At 68.6% G+C, this 16,777-nt stretch carries 15 protein-coding genes; 11 read left to right on the top strand and 4 right to left on the bottom strand.

Translation table 11 applies throughout. From position 1 onward, the window contains the following. Positions 1–13 precede the first annotated feature (13 nt). Complete coding sequence (locus tag MCHLDSM_RS34750) at positions 14–1,003, bottom strand: ABC transporter substrate-binding protein (protein WP_048474315.1); 990 nt, start codon at positions 1,001–1,003, stop codon at positions 14–16. Positions 1,004–1,276: 273 nt separating this feature from the next. On the opposite strand from MCHLDSM_RS34750, the gene chvE reads away from it, so the two are divergent. From chvE to MCHLDSM_RS34720, 6 genes are read left to right on the top strand one after another with little or no spacing between them, the layout of a single operon-like run. Then, positions 1,277–2,377: a multiple monosaccharide ABC transporter substrate-binding protein gene (gene chvE, locus MCHLDSM_RS34745; protein ID WP_048474331.1), complete on the top strand. Its 1,101-nt coding sequence runs from the start codon at positions 1,277–1,279 to the stop codon at positions 2,375–2,377. Beyond that, on the top strand, positions 2,374–3,915 hold the full coding sequence (mmsA, locus tag MCHLDSM_RS34740) for a multiple monosaccharide ABC transporter ATP-binding protein (protein ID WP_412178271.1): 1,542 nt from the start codon (positions 2,374–2,376) through the stop codon (positions 3,913–3,915). The genes chvE and mmsA overlap by 4 nt, the downstream gene beginning before the upstream one ends. Next, the gene (mmsB, locus tag MCHLDSM_RS34735; RefSeq protein ID WP_048474313.1) at positions 3,916–5,148 is read left to right on the top strand and encodes a multiple monosaccharide ABC transporter permease; all 1,233 of its coding nucleotides are present in this window, start codon (positions 3,916–3,918) and stop codon (positions 5,146–5,148) included. 1 nt (position 5,149) lies between these two features. After that, positions 5,150–5,371 carry a hypothetical protein gene (locus tag MCHLDSM_RS34730; RefSeq protein ID WP_048474312.1) on the top strand — a complete coding sequence of 74 codons (222 nt, stop codon included), beginning with the start codon at positions 5,150–5,152 and terminating at the stop codon, positions 5,369–5,371. Further along, positions 5,338–6,417, top strand: a complete 1,080-nt coding sequence (gene galT, locus MCHLDSM_RS34725; RefSeq protein ID WP_048474311.1) for a galactose-1-phosphate uridylyltransferase — start codon at positions 5,338–5,340, stop codon at positions 6,415–6,417. Before MCHLDSM_RS34730 ends, galT begins: the two co-directional genes overlap by 34 nt. Then, on the top strand, positions 6,414–7,493 hold the full coding sequence (locus MCHLDSM_RS34720; RefSeq protein ID WP_048474310.1) for a galactokinase: 1,080 nt from the start codon (positions 6,414–6,416) through the stop codon (positions 7,491–7,493). Before galT ends, MCHLDSM_RS34720 begins: the two co-directional genes overlap by 4 nt. Before the next feature lie 4 nt (positions 7,494–7,497). On the opposite strand, the gene MCHLDSM_RS34715 is transcribed toward MCHLDSM_RS34720, so the two are convergent. After that, complete coding sequence (locus tag MCHLDSM_RS34715) at positions 7,498–9,090, bottom strand: phospholipase D family protein (protein ID WP_048474330.1); 1,593 nt, start codon at positions 9,088–9,090, stop codon at positions 7,498–7,500. A 51-nt stretch (positions 9,091–9,141) separates the two neighbouring features. Between MCHLDSM_RS34715 and MCHLDSM_RS34710 the strand changes: the two genes are divergently transcribed. The 3 genes from MCHLDSM_RS34710 (at position 9,142) to MCHLDSM_RS34700 (ending at position 12,724) form a co-directional block, all read left to right on the top strand. Then, positions 9,142–10,332, top strand: coding sequence for an NAD(P)/FAD-dependent oxidoreductase (locus MCHLDSM_RS34710; RefSeq protein ID WP_048474309.1), 1,191 nt, complete (start codon positions 9,142–9,144; stop codon positions 10,330–10,332). A gap of 103 nt (positions 10,333–10,435) precedes the next feature. Continuing rightward, the gene (locus MCHLDSM_RS34705; RefSeq protein WP_048474308.1) at positions 10,436–11,854 is read left to right on the top strand and encodes a wax ester/triacylglycerol synthase family O-acyltransferase; all 1,419 of its coding nucleotides are present in this window, start codon (positions 10,436–10,438) and stop codon (positions 11,852–11,854) included. Next, the gene (locus MCHLDSM_RS34700; RefSeq protein WP_048474307.1) at positions 11,855–12,724 is read left to right on the top strand and encodes an SDR family oxidoreductase; all 870 of its coding nucleotides are present in this window, start codon (positions 11,855–11,857) and stop codon (positions 12,722–12,724) included. Here MCHLDSM_RS34700 and MCHLDSM_RS34695 read toward each other — a convergent pair. Continuing rightward, entirely contained in the window at positions 12,684–14,531 is a 1,848-nt protein-coding gene (locus tag MCHLDSM_RS34695) for a lipocalin family protein (protein ID WP_048474306.1), read from the bottom strand. The genes MCHLDSM_RS34700 and MCHLDSM_RS34695 overlap by 41 nt on opposite strands. Before the next feature lie 79 nt (positions 14,532–14,610). Between MCHLDSM_RS34695 and MCHLDSM_RS36885 the strand changes: the two genes are divergently transcribed. Further along, positions 14,611–14,745, top strand: coding sequence for a DUF2256 domain-containing protein (locus MCHLDSM_RS36885; protein WP_082162423.1), 135 nt, complete (start codon positions 14,611–14,613; stop codon positions 14,743–14,745). Between the two features lie 97 nt (positions 14,746–14,842). On the opposite strand, the gene MCHLDSM_RS34690 is transcribed toward MCHLDSM_RS36885, so the two are convergent. Next, positions 14,843–15,715, bottom strand: a complete 873-nt coding sequence (locus MCHLDSM_RS34690) for a glycoside hydrolase family 16 protein (RefSeq protein ID WP_048474305.1) — start codon at positions 15,713–15,715, stop codon at positions 14,843–14,845. Positions 15,716–15,863: 148 nt separating this feature from the next. On the opposite strand from MCHLDSM_RS34690, the gene MCHLDSM_RS34685 reads away from it, so the two are divergent. Then, complete coding sequence (locus MCHLDSM_RS34685) at positions 15,864–16,772, top strand: short-chain dehydrogenase/reductase (RefSeq protein WP_234714297.1); 909 nt, start codon at positions 15,864–15,866, stop codon at positions 16,770–16,772. Positions 16,773–16,777: the final 5 nt, after the last annotated feature.

The following is a 16,777-nucleotide window of genomic DNA, read 5'->3' as shown; positions in this document are numbered from 1 at the left end:
GTGCACGCGTCGGTCAGTACTTGCGCTCGGGCAGGATGGCAGCAGCCTGCTGCTGGTCGAACGTCTGGTCCGGGGTCACGACACGGGCCGGAACAGGTTCACCGGCAACGACTTTCTTGGCCAGGTCCATCAGTTGCGGCCCGAGCAGCGGGTTGCACTCGACGATGAAGTTCATCTTGCCGTCGGCCAGGGCCTGCATGCCGTCGTGCGTGGCGTCGATCGCGACGATCTTGATGTCCTGACCGGGCTTCTTGCCTGCGGCCTCGATGGCTTCGATCGCGCCGAGGCCCATGTCGTCGTTCTGCGCGAACACGAGGTCGATCTTCGGGTTGGCCTTGAGGAACGCCTCCATCACCTGCTTGCCGCCGGCGCGAGTGAAATCGCCTGTCTGCGAGGCGATCACCTTGAGGTTCGGATTGGCGGCGATGGCCTTGGAGAAACCGGTGCTGCGCTCCAGCGCGGGGTCGGAGCCCGTCGTGCCTTCGAGCTGGACGATGTTCACCGGGCCGGTGGCGTTGGCGAACTCCTTGACCACCCACTCGCCGGCCCACTGGCCCTCCTGGACGAAGTCGGCGCCCAGGAACGTCTTGTAGACGTCTTTCTCCTGGGTGTCGACGGCGCGGTCGGTGAGGATCACCGGAATGTTGGCGTTCTTGGCCTCCAGCAGGACCGCGTCCCAGCCGGTGCGCACCACCGGACTGAACGCGATCACGTTGACGCGCTGCTGGATGAAGGACCGGATGGCCGAGATCTGATTCTCTTGCTTGCCGTTGGCGTCGGAAAACTTCAGGTTGATGTCGGCGGCCTTGGCGGCGTCCTGGATCGAGGTCGTGTTCGCGGTGCGCCAGCCGCTTTCCGCACCGACCTGCGAGAAGCCCATGGTGATCTGGCCGCCGGCTCCGCCGCCACCTCCGGGGGCGTTTCCGGGCGCCGGTCCGCTGCCGCAGGCCGCCAGCACACCGGCCGTGGCGACGGCGAGCATCGCTGAGAGGATCTTCTTCACGGGGACTCCTTACGGGATGCCATCGGACCAGTTCACGTCCCTGATTGGCGGGGATAGGCGGCGCCGGTGAGTATGTGACCGGCGTTACACTGTGGCGATGTTAACGCTCACATCCGAGCCGTGTCAACGACTTGTTAGCGCTCACATTCATCCGGCGTGAACCCTTGACAGGGCCGTGAGCCGCGTCACAAGATGCTCGATGTTAGCGCTCACATCGTGACGGCGGTCCGCGTGCCGGACCCGCGACGAGCGCCGGACCAACCGGAGGAATCCATGCGAAAGAGCTTTCTGCGAATCGCGGCCGCGCTGGCGCTGACGGCCTCGCTCGCCGCCTGCGGCCGCTCGACCGGACCCGAGGCCACCGGCGGCGGTGGTGGAGGTGACCGCAGCGGGACCATCGGCATCGCGATGCCGACGAAGTCCTCCGAGCGGTGGGTCGCCGACGGCGACAACATGGCCAAGCAGTTCCAGTCACTCGGTTACGAGACCGACCTGCAGTACGGCGACGACGTGGTGCAGAACCAGGTCTCGCAGATCGAGAACATGATCACCAAGGGCGTCAAGGTGCTCGTGATCGCGCCGATCGACGGATCGTCGCTGACCGACATCCTGCAGCGCGCCGCCGATGCGAAGATCCCGGTGGTCAGCTACGACCGGTTGATCCGCGGCTCGGCGAACGTCGACTACTACGCGACGTTCGACAACTTCAAAGTCGGTGTGCTGCAGGCGCAGTACATCGTCGACAAGCTGGGCGTCGCACAGGGCAAGGGGCCGTTCAACATCGAGCTGTTCGCCGGCTCGCCCGACGACAACAATGCGACGTTCTTCTTCAAGGGTGCGATGAGCGTGCTGCAGCCCTACCTCGACAGCGGCAAGCTGGTGGTGCGCAGCGGGCAGACCTCTTTCGACCAGGTGGCGACGCTGCGCTGGGACGGCGGCCTGGCGCAGTCGCGGATGGACAACCTGCTGAGCCGCTCGTACACCAGCGGTCGGGTGGACGCGGTGCTCTCGCCCTATGACGGCATGTCGCTCGGCATCATCTCGGCGCTCAAGAGCGCCGGCTACGGCACCCCGGCCAACCCGCTGCCGATCGTCACTGGACAGGATGCCGAGCTGGCCTCGGTGAAGTCGATCATCGCCGGCGAGCAGACGCAGACCGTCTTCAAGGACACCCGGGAGCTCGCGAAAGCGGCCGTGCAGATGGCCGATTCGCTGCTGACCGGCGGCAAGCCCGAGGTCAACGACACCACCACCTACGACAACGGGGTGAAAGTGGTGCCGTCGTACCTGCTGCAGCCGGTCAGTGTGGACAAGTCCAACTACCAAAAGGTGCTCGTCGATTCGGGTTACTACACGTCCGCGCAGTTGGCCTGATGGGGGACAACGGCACCGCACTGCTCGAGATGCGGGACATCACGAAGCGCTTCGGCGCGGTGACCGCGCTGAGCGACGTGAACCTCACGGTCCGTCAGGGTGAGATCCACGCGATCTGCGGGGAGAACGGCGCCGGGAAGTCCACCCTGATGAAGGTGCTCAGCGGGATCTACCCGCACGGCAGCTACAACGGGGAGATCGTTTTCGACGGAGCGCCCGGCGATTTCAAGGACATCCGGTCCAGTGAGCGGCGCGGCATCGCGATCATCCACCAGGAGCTCGCGCTGGTGCCGGTGCTCTCCATCGCGGAGAACATCTTCCTGGGCAACGAGCACGCGTCGGCGGGGGTGATCAGCTGGCACGAGACCACCACCAATGCCCAGCAGCTCCTCGACCGGGTCGGGCTGCGGGAGAGCCCGGGAACCCGGATCTCCGACATCGGGGTGGGCAAGCAGCAGCTCGTCGAGATCGCCAAGGCACTGTCGAAGAAGGTCAAACTGCTCATCCTCGACGAGCCGACCGCCGCGCTGAACGACGAGGACAGCCGCCATCTGCTGGACCTGATCCTCGAACTCCGGCGGCAGGGCCTGACGTGCATCATCATCTCCCACAAGCTCAACGAGGTGATGCGCGTCGCCGACACCATCACGGTGCTGCGGGACGGGCGCACCATCGAGACACTCGCGGTCGGGCCGGAGCTCGCCGAAGAGGACATCATCCGCGGCATGGTCGGCCGGCCGCTGGTCGATCGGTTCCCGGAGCGCACCGCCCACGAGATCGGCGACATCACGTTCGCGATCGAGGACTGGACGGTCTACCACCCGCTCGATCAGCAGCGCAAGGTCGTCGACGGCGTCTCGCTGAACGTGCGGCGCGGCGAGGTGGTCGGCTTGGCCGGGCTGATGGGCGCTGGGCGTACCGAACTGGCGATGAGCGTGTTCGGCCGCAGCTACGGCAAGAAGGCCGGTGGTGCGGTGTTCAAGGACGGCAAAGAGATTCGCACCCACACGGTGCCCGAAGCGATCGGTCACGGCATCGCCTACGCCACCGAGGACCGCAAGCACTTCGGCCTGAACCTGATGGACGACATCGCGCGCAGCATCACGCTCGCGTCGTTGCCGAAGGTCAGCAGGCAGTCGGTCATCAACGAGCACGAGGAGACCAAGGTCGCCGAGCGGTTCCGCAAGGACATGCGGATCAAGGCGCCGTCGGTCAAGGCGATCACCGGCAACCTGTCGGGCGGCAATCAGCAGAAGGTGGTTCTGAGCAAGTGGGTCTTCGCCGACCCGGACGTGCTGATCCTCGACGAACCCACCCGCGGCATCGACGTCGGCGCCAAGTACGAGATCTACACGATCATCAATTCCCTGGCAGCGCAGGGCAAAGCGGTGATCGTGATCTCGTCGGAGCTGCCGGAGCTGATCGGTTTGTGCGACCGCATCTACACACTCAACGAGGGCCGGCTCACCGGTGAGGTGGCCCGGGCTGACGCGTCGCAGGAGACGCTGATGCGCTACATGATGAAGGGACGAGGATAGATGACCACCACCCCGACGGTGTCGACGCCGCCCAGCGCCCCGGCGCCGCCGCCCGCGGACTCGGCTGTATCGCGTGTGAAAGCATTGCTGCAGGGAAACTTCCGCCAGTACGGCATGGTCGTCGCGCTCGCCCTGATCGTCATTCTGTTCCAGGTGTGGACGGGTGGCATCCTGCTCAAGCCGCTCAACGTCACCAACATCGTCCAGCAGAACGGCTACATCCTGATCCTCGCGATCGGGATGGTGATCGTGATCATCTCCGGTCACATCGACCTGTCAGTGGGCTCGATCGCCGGGTTCATCGGGGCGATGTCGGCGGTGCTGATGATCCGCAACGACATGCCCTGGCCTGTCGCGGTAGCGCTGTGTCTGCTGCTCGGTGCGTTGATCGGTGCATGGCAGGGCTTTTGGATCGCCTACGTCGGCATCCCGTCGTTCATCGTGACGCTGGCCGGGATGCTCGTGTTCCGCGGCGCGACGCAGTATCTTCTCGAGGGGCAGTCGATCGCGCCGTTCCCGCGCACCTTCGGCCAGGTCAGCAGTGGGTTCCTGCCCGAGCTCGGCGCCAACAGCGTCTACCACTGGCCCACCGTGATCCTCGGCGTGTTCGTGATGCTGGCTGCGGTGTGGCAGCAGGTGCGGCAGCGACGCGCTCAAAGCGAGTACGGGTTCAGCGTGCTGCCGCTGGGCTGGTTCGTCGCCAAGTGCGCGGCGATCATCGCGGCGCTGGCGGCGTTCACGCTGCTGCTCGCGAGCTACCGCGGTGTCCCCGTCGTCGGCATCATTCTGGCCCTGGCCTTCGTCGTCTACGCATTCATCATGCGCGGGACGGTCGTCGGCCGGCAGGTCTACGCCGTCGGCGGTAACGAGGCCGCGGCGCGACTCTCGGGCGTCAAGACCAAGCGGGTGACGTTCCTGGTGTTCGTCAACATGGGTCTGCTCTCGGCACTGGCCGGGCTGTTGTTCGCCGCGCGCCTGAATTCGGCGACGCCGCAGGCAGGTATCGGCATGGAGCTCGAGGCCATCGCCGCGGCGTTCATCGGTGGCGCGTCGGCCAGCGGCGGTGTCGGCACGGTGTTCGGCGCGATCATCGGCGGCTTCGTGCTGGGCGTCCTCAACAACGGCATGTCGCTCATCGGTATCGGCAGCGACGTGCAGCAGGTGATCAAGGGCCTCGTGCTGCTGGCTGCGGTCGGCTTCGACATCTACAACAAGAAGAAGGGCGGGGCCTGACATGCCCGGCATCGCGGATCGCTACGAACACGACATCGTCACGTTCATGCGGAGCTGGGCTCCGTACGGCGGCCCGCCCGCCGACGAGGTGCTCCCGGAGTTCGGCTTGACCCGGGAGCAGCTCGTCGCGCGTTACCATCAGATCCTGGACGCTGAGGCTCTGCGCCGGGAAGAGGAGTTGCGTCAAACGTGGTTGAGAATCCGTCGCGCACGGACGCAGTGACATCTTGGACTCTCGCCGACGGACGCGATCTACTGTTCTTCAGTCTTCCCGTCCACGAACCGGCTCCAGTTCCTGACCTCCGTCCACTACCCCCGCGGTCAGAGTCACTGTCGGAGTTGCGATTCGATCAGACCACCGGCCAATGGGTGATCGTCGCCCCCGCCCGCCAGGACCGCACCTACCTCCCACCGCGCGGAGAGTGCCCGCTGTGCCCGGGACCGTCCGGACTGACGAGTGAGATCCCGGCGCCGGACTACGACGTCGTGGTCTTCGAGAACCGGTTCGCGAGTCTCTCCGGAGGGGATGTTCTTTCGTCTTGCTCGGTTTTCGATCCGGTGCCCGGCAGCGGCCGCTGTGAGGTGATCTGTTTCTCCAGCGACCACGACAGCTCGTTCGCCTCGCTCGATCCCGCGCAGGCTCGCCTCGTCGTCGAGGCGTGGCGGCACCGCACCTTTGACCTGATGAATCGACCCGGCATCTCGCAGGTGTTCTGCTTCGAGAACCGCGGCGAGGAGATCGGCGTGACGCTGACCCACCCGCACGGACAGATCTACGGCTACCCCTTCGTGACGCCGCGGACCCAACAGATGCTGCGGCAGGCTGCGCTGTACCGAGAACGGCACGGCAGCAATCTTTTTGGCGATCTGGTGACTCGGGAGGTCGAGGATGGACGTCGGATCGTCCTGCGGGACTCGGCGTTCACGGCGTTGGTGCCGTTCGCGGCCCGCTGGCCGGTGGAGGTGCACATCTACCCGAACCGCTTCGTGCATTCGCTGCTCGATCTTTCGGCAGCCGAGCTGGACGCTTTCAGCGCCGTGTATCAGGAGATCCTGCGGCGGCTGGATCGGATGTACGACGCGCCACTGCCGTACATGGCGGGGCTGCACCAGTACCCCGAGGGGGAGGGCTGCTTCCACGTCGAAATCATCTCGACGCGGCGGACTGCCGACAAGCTCAAGTACCTGGCGTCGTCGGAGTCGATCATGGACGCCTTCATCAACGACGTCGTCCCCGAGGCGCTGGCCGAAAGGCTGCGCAGCCTATGAGCATTCGCTTCTCCGCGCCCGGCAGGATCAACCTGATCGGCGAACACACCGACTACAACCTCGGTTTCGCGCTTCCGATCGCACTGCCCGGGCGCACCGTCGTGGAGTATCAGCCTGCCGGCGGCGACACTCTGGTGGTGCGCACCGACCGCGAATCCGACCCGGTGCGCATCCCACTGGCCACAGTCCCCGGCGAGCTGACGGGGTGGGCCGCCTACGTCGCCGGGGTGGTGTGGGCGCTGCGCTGTGCCGGTCACCCCGTGCGTGGCGGCACGATGTCGATCAGCGGCGGCGTCCAGATCGGATCGGGTCTGGCGTCGTCGGCCGCACTCGAATGCGCAACGCTCGGTGCGCTTCTGGCCGCCACCGGCGCCTCGGTCGACCGCATCGCTCAGGCGCGAATCGCGCAGCGGGCCGAGAACGAGTATGTCGGCGCCCCCACGGGTCTGCTCGACCAGCTGGCGATCCTGTTCGCCCGGCCGCGGTACGCGCAGCTCATCGACTTCCGCGACCTCACCGTCGCGCCGGTACCTTTCGATCCCGACAGCCACGGCACCACACTGCTTCTCATCGATTCGCAGGCGCGCCACCAGCATGCCGGTGGCGAGTACGCCGCACGCCGGGCGTCGTGCGAGCGCGCCGCCGCGGCGCTCGGCGTCCCGTCACTGCGCGAGGCAGGAGACGACGAGTCGGCACTGGCGGCGATCGGCGACCGGGAGGACTTTCGCCGGGCCCGACACATCCTCACCGAGAACCGCCGCGTGCAGGAGGTGGTCGAGCATCTGTCCGAGTTCGACGCCGTAGCGGTCGGCGCCCTGTTGACCGAGTCGCACCGCTCGATGCGTGACGACTTCGAGATCACCACTGGACATCTCGACCTGATCGTCGACGTCGCGGTGCGGGCCGGCGCACATGGAGCCCGGATGACCGGCGGCGGATTCGGCGGCTGTGTCATCGCGCTCGTCGACACCGCACGCGCCGACGACGTCGTGGAGGCGGTCCGGAACACACTGCGCCGCAGCGGTTTTCCGGAACCCGGAATCGACCGGGTGTACGCCGGTGACGGACCCGGTTGAGTGCTCACCACCGCCGGCGTAGGCGGTCGCGGTAGGACCGGCCGTCGGGATCGTAGACGGCGCGGTACAAGGGTTCGGCCCACAGCCGCGTCAGCATGCCGAGCCGCTCGGGTTCGTGAGGACGCAGCCGGCCCGGCGGTCGCGCGCCGCGCCGGCCGCCGTCGTGCCACGCCTGCAGCGCCCTCGCCGATGCGGTGACGGCGTCGATCACCGACGCCGGCTCCAGGAGTCCGTCGTCGTCGCTGCCGTCGGCGGCGCGGTCGAGATGTTCACGGAGCAGGCGCAAGCGGAGATCGCGCGCGAACACCCGCGCGCCGTCCCCGCGGCCGGCCGGATCGAGGGGCTCGCGATCGTCGCGGGTGTCGTCGAGCACCGCGCAGGACAGCTCGCTGTCGTGCGTCCACGACCGCCGGTTGAAGTTGTCGCTGCCCACACACGCCCAGACGTCGTCGATGACGCACACCTTGGCGTGCACGTACACCGGTGTACCCGCACGATTCTCGAGATCGAAGATGTGTACCCGGCCGGGGTCGGCGCGCCGGCACGTCTCGATGGCCTGCTGGCGGCCGACCTGGTTGGGCGGCAGCGACAACCGGCCGTCGACGTCGGGATGCCTGGGCACCACCGCGATCAGGTGCAACTCGGGATTGGCCGCCAGCGCTTCGGCGAGCAGATGCGAGACCTGTCTGGACCACAGGTACTGGTCCTCCAGATAGATCAGCCGTCGCGCGCGCCGAATCGCCTTGGTGTAGCCGCGCGCGATACTGCGCTCGCCGTGCGGCGCGAACGCGTACTCGAAGTGGGCGTCGGGATAGGTGCGCAGCACCTGCACGGCGTGCGGGCCGCACGGCGGCGGATCGGGCGGCTGCGGCGGGAGTTCACCGGCGTCCAGGTCGGCCCGGCGCAGTTTGTCGACCGCCCAGGCGATCGGGGAGAGCATGTCCAGTGGTGCGGGATCGGTCCACCGTTCCCGGAACGCATGATCCAGCGCGCCGACGATCGGGCCCTGGATCCGCAGCTGCACGTCGTGCCAGGGCGGTCGGTCCCCGTACTGGCGCGCCATCTGCACCGCCTGCGGATCGCCGTGGTGGTCGGCGTCGTCGCGGCGGGAGTGGCACAGGTCGATGCCGCCGGCGAATGCGACGTCCCGTTCGGGCTGACCGGGCCGCCGCAGCACCACCAGCTTCTGGTGGTGGGAGCCGCCGAAGCGGACCCGCTGATCGAGCAGCACCTCCCCGCCGGCCGCCTCGATGGCCTCCCCGAGGTGCTGGTTCTCCTCCTCGCTGTAGGCGAACGCGTCCAGGTGTGAGCGCCACACCAGACCCTTGACCACGACGCCGCGCTCGGCGGCACGGCAGAACAGTTCGGCGATGGTGGGGCCGCCGTCGCGCACCCGCTCGTCCGGATCACCGCGCCAGTCGGTGAAGAACAGGTGATCGCCGGAACCCAGGCTGTCCACCTCGGTCGCGAGCCGGTCGAAGTAGGTGGCGCCGTGGATCAGGGGCTCCACCCGGTTCCCGTCGCGCCAGTCGGGGATCGAGGACGAGCCGTTGCCGCGCTCCCGCCCGGTGAGGAACCAGTCCGTGGTGACCGACACGGGGCACGCATACCCGCGTTTCCGGCTGCGGAACCGGGGTACGACGCGGGGATGAGCCGTGACGGAGACCAGCACTTCGACGTCCTGGTCATCGGCGGCGGCAACGCCGGGCTGAGCGCCGCAGCCCGCCTGCTCCGCAAGGGTTTCGGACACGTCGCGGTGATCGAGCCGCAGACCGTGCACACCTACCGCCCGCTGCTGTCCTACGTCGGGGGTGGCGAGGCCAGTCTGCGTCGCGCGGAACGGACGCAACGGTCGGTGACGCCGCCCGGGTGTACGTGGATCCGCGACACGGTGGTCGCCGTCGACGCGGCCGCGGCCACGGTCGAGTGCGCCTCCGGAGACCGGTACCGCTACGACGACCTGGTGATCGGAACGGGTCTGGTCCCCGACGACGACGAACTACCCGGCATCGACGCGGCGCTGCGGACCCCGGCGGTGGCGAGCAACTATCTCGACCACGCCGAGAAGACCTGGGATGTGGTGAATGCGATGCGGCCCGGGGGACACGCCGTGTTCACGGTGCCCCGCCCGCCGGTGAGCTGCACAGGAACCACGATCAAGCCGCTCTTCCTGGCCGCCGGCCATTGGCGGCGCAGCGGACTGCTGCCCGGGGTGAGCATCACCCTCGTCATCGACCGGCCGCACCTGCTCGGTGTCCCCGCCATCGACGCTCGACTCTCAGAATGCCTGCAGGAGTTGGACGTTCGCGTCCTGCACGGCACCCGGGTGACCTCCCTGGAGCCGGAGTCGCGGTCGATCACCGTCGGGACCGGCGAGCAGCTGACCTACGACCTGCTGCACCTGGTCCCGCCCTACCGGGGCCCGCGATGGCTGCAGACCTCGGGGCTGACCGGCGATCAGCCGCACGGACTCGTCGACATCGATCCCGCCACTTTCGCCCACCGCGATCATCCGAACATCTGGGCCGCCGGCGACGGCGCCGCCGTCGACACCGATCCGTCCGGCGGGGCGTTGCGCCGCCAGATCGCGATCCTGGTCGACAACCTCGCCGCTGCGCGCCGCGGCGAGGCGATGACGGCCTACGACGGATACACCGTCGCGCCGATCGCCATCGACAGGCACCTGCTGATCGCCGGGGAGTTCGACCGCACCGGCGCGATCACGTCGTCGCTGCCGTCGTTCGTCGACACCACCAAGCCGCGTCGCTCGGCGTGGGCGTTCGACCGCTACGCACTGCCCGCGCTGTACTGGCACCGCATCCTCAAGGGCCGGCTGTAGAGGACTTTGGTCCTCCCCACAACGTCTGCTGGGCACTGTTCGCGGCGTCGCGCGACGGCGACGATGTGGGGAACCGACCGGCACGAGGAGTGTGGTTGGGCCGATGAATCCGTTGGCGCCGTTGGATGCGGCGATGATGACCGCCGAGTTGCTCTCCCACCCGCTGCACACAGCCGCGCTGCTCATCCTGTCGCCGCCCGAAGAGGCCGGCCCCGGGTACGTCGACGCGCTCTATCGGGATGCGGTGACCGCGACGGCGGAGCTGGACCTGCGCTTCCGGCGGCACCCGCACATCGGCGTCGACACGGCCGGGCTGTGGATGTGGCGGGCCGACGACGCCGTCGACATGCGCGAGCATCTCCTGCTAGTGACGCTCCCACCGCCCGCCGACCGGGAGGCACTGTGGGAATTGGTCGGATCGCTGCACAGCAAACCGCTGGACCGGTCGCGGCCGATGTGGATGGCGTACGTGATCGACGGTCTGACCGACGGCAGGTTCGCCTTCTACATCAAGGTGCACCACACCGTGGTCGACGGCGTCGCCGGGTTGAAGGTCATCGCCGATGTGCTGAGCACCGATCCCGCGAGCCGGTCGGTTCGGCCGTTACCTGCGACCGCGTCCCCGCCTGCCCGGCCGGCTGCCCCGCCACCCGGCCGAGTCCACCCGCTGTCGTTGGTGCGCGCGTCGCTCAACGGCGTCACATCGGGGGTGGCCTTGGCGCGCCGTGTCGCTCTCGGCGGCCTGGCCGTGACCGTCGGGCGCTTCGCGGACGGCACTGCGGCTCTGCCGGTCGACGCCCCCTACACCCGGTTCAACGGGCGCCTCGGCCGGCACCGCACGTTCGCCGGGGTCGACTTCCCGAGATCCCGGATCCGCGCCGTTGCGCAGGCGGCCGCTGTGACGGCCAACGACGTGCTCATGGCTGTGGTGTCCGGTGTGCTCCGCGAGTGGCTGGGCGCGCGCGGCGAACTGCCCGACAGCACGCTGGTGGCGATCTGCCCGATCACCGTCCGCGCTCGCGACCACGTCACCGACGAGGACCGGCAGGCGAATCTGTTCGGTCTGCAGTTGTGCCCCTTGGGAACCGACCTGGCTGATCCGGCCGAGCGACTGACCCACATTCACCGCGCGATGGCGCGGGCCAAGCACCAGGTCGCCCACGGCGGTCCCGCCGCGGCGACGCTGCTGGCGGCACCCAGCATCGCGGCCACGGTGCTGCCGCCGATCGTGCCCTTCGCGCCGCGGGTGCGCCGCGGGTACAACGTGTCGATCTCCAACGTTCCCGGTCCGCCGAGCCGGTTGTACTGGAACGGAGCGCTCGTCGAGGAGATCTATCCGGTGTCGACGGCGATCAACGGTCAGGCACTGAACGTGACGATGTGTTCCTACGCCGATCGGGTGACGTTCGGCTACGTCTCGGGTCGTCGTGTGATACCGGATGTGGGGTCGTTGATCCCGCTCACCGAACAAGCCCTCGCCGAGTTGGAGACGGCGGTGGCCACCACTGCAGAGGAGACGTGAATGGGTGTCTACGCCGTCACCGGTTCGGCCTCGGGCATGGGCCTCGAGACTGCGGTCCGGCTGCGCGCCGCCGGCCACACCGTGATCGGAGTTGATCTCGACAACGCTGACGTCGTGGCCGATCTGTCGACAGCGGCGGGCCGACGGGCGGCCGCCGACGGTGTGCTCGCGGCGAGCGGCGCCCGGTTGAACGGCGCGGTGCTGGCCGCCGGCGTCGGCCCCGGCCCCGGACCCGCCCGGCTGAGGTCGATCGCACAGGTCAACGTCTACGGCGTCGTCGACCTGCTGGACGCCTGGCGCCCCGCATTGGTCGCCACCGGCCATGCGAAAGTCGTTGTCTTCGGCAGTAACTCGGCGACCACCACACCGCTGGTGCCGGGGCGCGCGGTGCGGGCACTCCTCGCTTCCGACCCCGACAAGGCGGTGCGGTCTGTACGGCACTTCGGACGGAACGCCTCGGCGCTGCTGTACGCCGCGTCGAAGATCGCCGTGAGCCGCTGGGTGCGGCGGCACGCCGTGAGCACGGATTGGGCCGGTGCTGGTGTACGGATGAACGTGTTGGCGCCGGGAGCCATCATGACCCCCCTACTGGAGGAGCAGCTGTCCTCGCCGGACCGGGCGAAGTACGTGCGGTCCTTCCCCGTCCCGACCGGCGGGTTCGGCAACGCCGGACAGCTTGCGGACTGGGCCGTGTTCATGCTGTCCGATGCGGCCGAGTTCCTCTGCGGCAGTGTCCTCGTCGTCGACGGCGGAACCGACGCCTACTTCCGCTCCGAGGACTGGCCGAGCCCGGTGCCACCGTACGGCCTCGTGAGCTACTTCAGACGCTTCAGACCGTGGTCTCCGCGCTCGGCTGGCGCGTCGGGGTGATCCGGCCGCGGACTCCGTAGACCGACGCGCGGTCGAGCAGCTCCTGGTAGAACGCGTCGCTCACGGTCTGCTCGCGGGTGAGCAGGAAGCCGGAGAGCCCTGTCGGGTCGCTGACGATGGCCCACTGGTAGTCCGGGTCCAGGTCGACGATCCAGTAGTTGCCCGGCGGGTTGGCCTTCGGCTTGCCGAAGAACGTGACGTTGAGCTTGTTGTTCGACGGATCCACCGGCAGCGCCGCACCTTCGATCGTGGACTGCGGTCCGTTGTTGAAGAAGTAGTTGCCGGAGTTCTCCACCTTGATCGACCCGTCCGGGTTGGGGCTGTAGACGGCCTTGGTGTTGACCAGCCCGATCGAGAAGAACTGCTTGACGCTGCCCACCTCGTACCAGGTGCCGAGGTAGGAGTCCAGGTCCACCACCGGCGGCGGCGAGAGCACCACGGCAGCGGTGTCGCCCATGACGATGTACTGGTCGGGGGCGCCGTAGATGCCGTTGCCGTCGAGCGGCCCCAGCCCGGCGTACAGGTCGTTGATCCACCCGTCGGCCAGCGTGTAGACCGCCGCGGTGTTCCCGGGCGGTGAGAACCGCGTGACCAGTTGGGAGAAGAAGTCGACGATCGGGTTGCCGCCGATCAGCGAGTCGACGTGCGAACCGTTGGCCAGGGTCACTCCGACGAACCGGTCGGGGCGCGCCGCGACGAGCTCGGCGGTGGTGGCCCCGAAGAGGTTGCCCAGTTGGGGCGGCGCCGCGATCTGGTAGACGGGGATGAACGGGTCGCTCAGCCGGTCCAGGGCGTCGGGGACGACGCCGCCGAACGCGAAACCGTCGAACATCACGACGCCCCGCAGCGTGCCGCCCTTGTTCGGGTCGTCCGCGTAGTAGCCGGCGGCCGCGGCGGCCAGTCCGCCACCGGCGGAGTGCCCGGTGAGCACGAAGTCCGCCGGCAGGACTCCGGCGAACCCGGCCGCGGCGGCGCTCGCCTTCAGTTCCTCCTCGTCGCCTTGGAACAGCGCGGCGACGCCCTGCTGGGTCGGCACCCCGTTGATCCAGCAGCCCCCGCAGCGCAGGGACGGGAACGACGGCAGGTTGGGGGCGACGACGATGCTGTTGGTCTGCTGCGACAGGTTCTTGGCCAGCGCGGAGTAGAAGAACTTGCGGCCCATGAAGCCGTGCTGCAGGTAGATCACGCCCGTCGCGTCCACCGAACCGTCGGCCCGGGTGGGGAAGTACCAGTCGGCACCCGTGGTGAGCCCCTTGTCACCGATCGGGATGTCGAGTGTGGCGCGACCGGTCTTGACGCCGGTGACCACGTCGGCGGCGGGGGCCGACAGCGTCTGCACCGGCGGGGTGTCGACGGGGTCGGGCCGTTCGGGCTTGGCCAGCGACGACATCGCACTGAGCGCGAGGGTGGCCAGCGGGCCCGGGGTGCGCCGGTGGTCGGCGCCGGTGGTCTTCTTCGGTGCCGGATCCTCGTCGGTGTCAGTGGCGCTGCTGTCCTCGGCGGAGTGCCGGAGGGTGAACAGTTTGTGGCGGGGTTTGCGGGGGGCCTGCGCCTCGGTGTCGTCGGGTTCGTCGTCGTGTCCGCGGGTCGAGGTGGGGGCGGTCGCGGGGTCGGTGTCCCGCGTGGTGCTCTCGTCGGCCGCGGTGTCCCGCGTCGGGCGCGCCGTGTCGGTGTCGGCCGACCGGCTCGGGGAGTCGTCGCCGCCGGCGTCCGGCTCGGCGGCGGCGACACCGTGTCCGGCGCCGAGCGCGATGCACGCGCCCGCACCCGCGGCAAAGAACCAGTAACCCCGCTGTCTTGACGTCACGTGCGGAATCTAACCGTGCGCGGACGAACCGCGAAGCGAATTGTCGACAACGTCAGCGGCACGTCACGTAAAAAGGGGAATGCCTGATCAGCGCGAGGTGAAGATCTGCCCGGTATGTGGCAGGCCCTTCCACAACCGCAAGAAGTGGAAGTCGCGCGGGCAGTGGGACCAGATCGTGTACTGCTCCCGGCGCTGCCGGGGCGCGGCCCGCTGATCCCGCCGTCACCCGGCCTGTCCCAGGAGCCTCAGCCCACGACGTTCTGCACGCCGCTACTCGCACTTCGTGTGCAGAACGTGCAGAGGTGGGGCGGTCAGAACACCCGGATCCAGTCGATGAGCATCTGCGCCGGATACGTCCCGCCCGCGGGCTCGCGACCGCCCGAGCCGCCGACGGCGATGTTGAACACCGGCGCCAGGGTGTAGCCCGGGTCGTTGAACGGCCAGTCGTCGATGGAGTTCGCGGGCACGGTGAAGAACGGCTCCATCCCCGGCTGGTAGTCCTTCCAGAAGTACATGCCGGTCGGCAGCCACGTCATCCGCCACGTGTGCCAGGCGTTGTCGATGGGATGACGATCGGTGGCGAAGGACGTGCCGTCCAGTCGCGCGTGCACCGTCGTGCCGGACGGCCAGTCGTTGTTGCCGTACCACTCGACCAGGTCGACCTCACCGCCGCGCACCGGGTTGTCGTTGAGCAGCCAGAACGCGGGCCAGGCGCCGTCGGTGAGGCAGTCGAGCTTGATCCTGGCCTCCCAGGTGGTGCCGACCCCGCCGCGCCAGTTGCCGATGATCTTGGCGCTCGCGTACTTCTCCTGGATCGTGGTGCCGGGTCCGCGGGTGGCCCGGATGACCAGGTTGCCCTTGCCGTCCTGGAAGACGTGCTCCTGGTCGGTGACGTAGCGGCCCATGTTGTAGGGCTTGTCCCACTCGACGGGGTTCTTGATGACTTCGCGCTCGGGGACGATGAACCACCACGCCGGGTCGGGGGGTGCGCCGGCGGGACCGTTGAACTCTTCCTGGAACAGGAACACCGGGCCGGCGTCGGCCGTCGGAGGCGCTGCCGCCCCGGGGGGTGCCGGAACCGGGGGGATGTCGCCGGGCACCGGTTGGGCATGGGCCGTCGCGGCGGGCAGCGCAGCAGCCGCCGCGCCCAAACCGAACATGAACATCAGGTGGCGACGATCCATTTCTGGCACGGCACGACGATAAATGATGCCGGCCGGGGGCGGTCGCCCTTCCTGCCATCCGGCCGGGTGCGGCGTGTCGCGCCGGGCCGGGGGTCCTCGGTCGGCGATACCGGTTTCGGGCCCGTCCCGAACGGCTACCTTCGGACCCGTGCTCCTCGACGACGCTGTGCGGTTGGCCGGCCGGACCGCTGCCCGCGTGGTGACGCGGCCACCGCGGATGGATCTCGACGGCAAGGTGTTGTTCATCACCGGTGCCGCACGGGGGCTCGGCGCCGAGACGGCGCGCCGCGCTCACGCCCGCGGGGCCCGAGTGGCGCTGGTCGGGCGGACCTTGGCGACGCTGCAGGTGCTCGCTGACGAACTCGGTTCCGGCGCAGCTGCGTTCGAGGCGGACGTGACCTCGGCGGAGAATCTTCGACGCGCCGCCGACGATGCGATCGCCACGTTCGGTGGCATCGACGTGATCGTCGCCAACGCCGGGATCGCCCCGCCGTCACACACCGTGGCCACCATCGCCCCGGATGCCTTCGAGCACACCGTGGAGGTCGACCTGCTCGGGCAGTGGCGGACCGTGCGTGCCGCGCTGCCCAGCGTGCTGGAGCGCCGCGGCCACGTGCTGCTCGTCGGCTCGATCTACGCGTTCTTCAACGGCGTGCTGGCCGCGCCGTATGCGGTGAGCAAGGCCGGGGTGGAGCAGTTGGCGCGGGCGCTGCGGGTCGAGCTGGCGCCGCACGGGGTGACGGCCGGGATCGCCTACCTCGGTTTCATCGACACCGATCTGGCCAACGACGCGTTCGCGGACGAGGCTGCCGCAGCGGTGCGCCGGGCGGTGCCCGGCATCTTCACCAAGGAGATGACGGTCGGCGCGGCAGCCGATGCGGTGCTCGATGCGATCGAGCGGCGCGCGGCACGGGTCAGTGCACCGGGCTGGGTGCGCCCGTTGCTGGCGATGCGGTCCCTGACCACGTCGGTGATGGACGACGTGCTGCTGCACAACCGCGGTGTGCAGGCGGCGATCACCAGAGCGGAAACGGCTGCACGACAAACGGATTCGTAACCCGA

The sequence above is a fragment of the Mycolicibacterium chlorophenolicum genome, assembly GCF_001044235.1.
Classification (GTDB): domain Bacteria; phylum Actinomycetota; class Actinomycetes; order Mycobacteriales; family Mycobacteriaceae; genus Mycobacterium; species Mycobacterium chlorophenolicum.
Note: the sequence above shows the minus strand (reverse complement) of the source record. Positions and strands in the feature narration are given on the sequence as shown.

Bases quoted from the DNA above. Each gene is read 5' to 3' on its own strand.
- chvE (WP_048474331.1), top strand. From the start codon at position 1,277: ATGCGAAAGAGCTTTCTGCGAATCGCGGCCGCGCTGGCGCTGACGGCC.
- mmsB (WP_048474313.1), top strand. From the start codon at position 3,916: ATGACCACCACCCCGACGGTGTCGACGCCGCCCAGCGCCCCGGCGCCG.
- MCHLDSM_RS34730 (WP_048474312.1), top strand. From the start codon at position 5,150: ATGCCCGGCATCGCGGATCGCTACGAACACGACATCGTCACGTTCATG.
- MCHLDSM_RS34720 (WP_048474310.1), top strand. From the start codon at position 6,414: ATGAGCATTCGCTTCTCCGCGCCCGGCAGGATCAACCTGATCGGCGAA.
- MCHLDSM_RS34710 (WP_048474309.1), top strand. From the start codon at position 9,142: ATGAGCCGTGACGGAGACCAGCACTTCGACGTCCTGGTCATCGGCGGC.
- MCHLDSM_RS34705 (WP_048474308.1), top strand. From the start codon at position 10,436: ATGAATCCGTTGGCGCCGTTGGATGCGGCGATGATGACCGCCGAGTTG.
- MCHLDSM_RS34700 (WP_048474307.1), top strand. From the start codon at position 11,855: ATGGGTGTCTACGCCGTCACCGGTTCGGCCTCGGGCATGGGCCTCGAG.
- MCHLDSM_RS36885 (WP_082162423.1), top strand. From the start codon at position 14,611: ATGCCTGATCAGCGCGAGGTGAAGATCTGCCCGGTATGTGGCAGGCCC.
- MCHLDSM_RS34690 (WP_048474305.1), bottom strand. From the start codon at position 15,715: ATGGATCGTCGCCACCTGATGTTCATGTTCGGTTTGGGCGCGGCGGCT.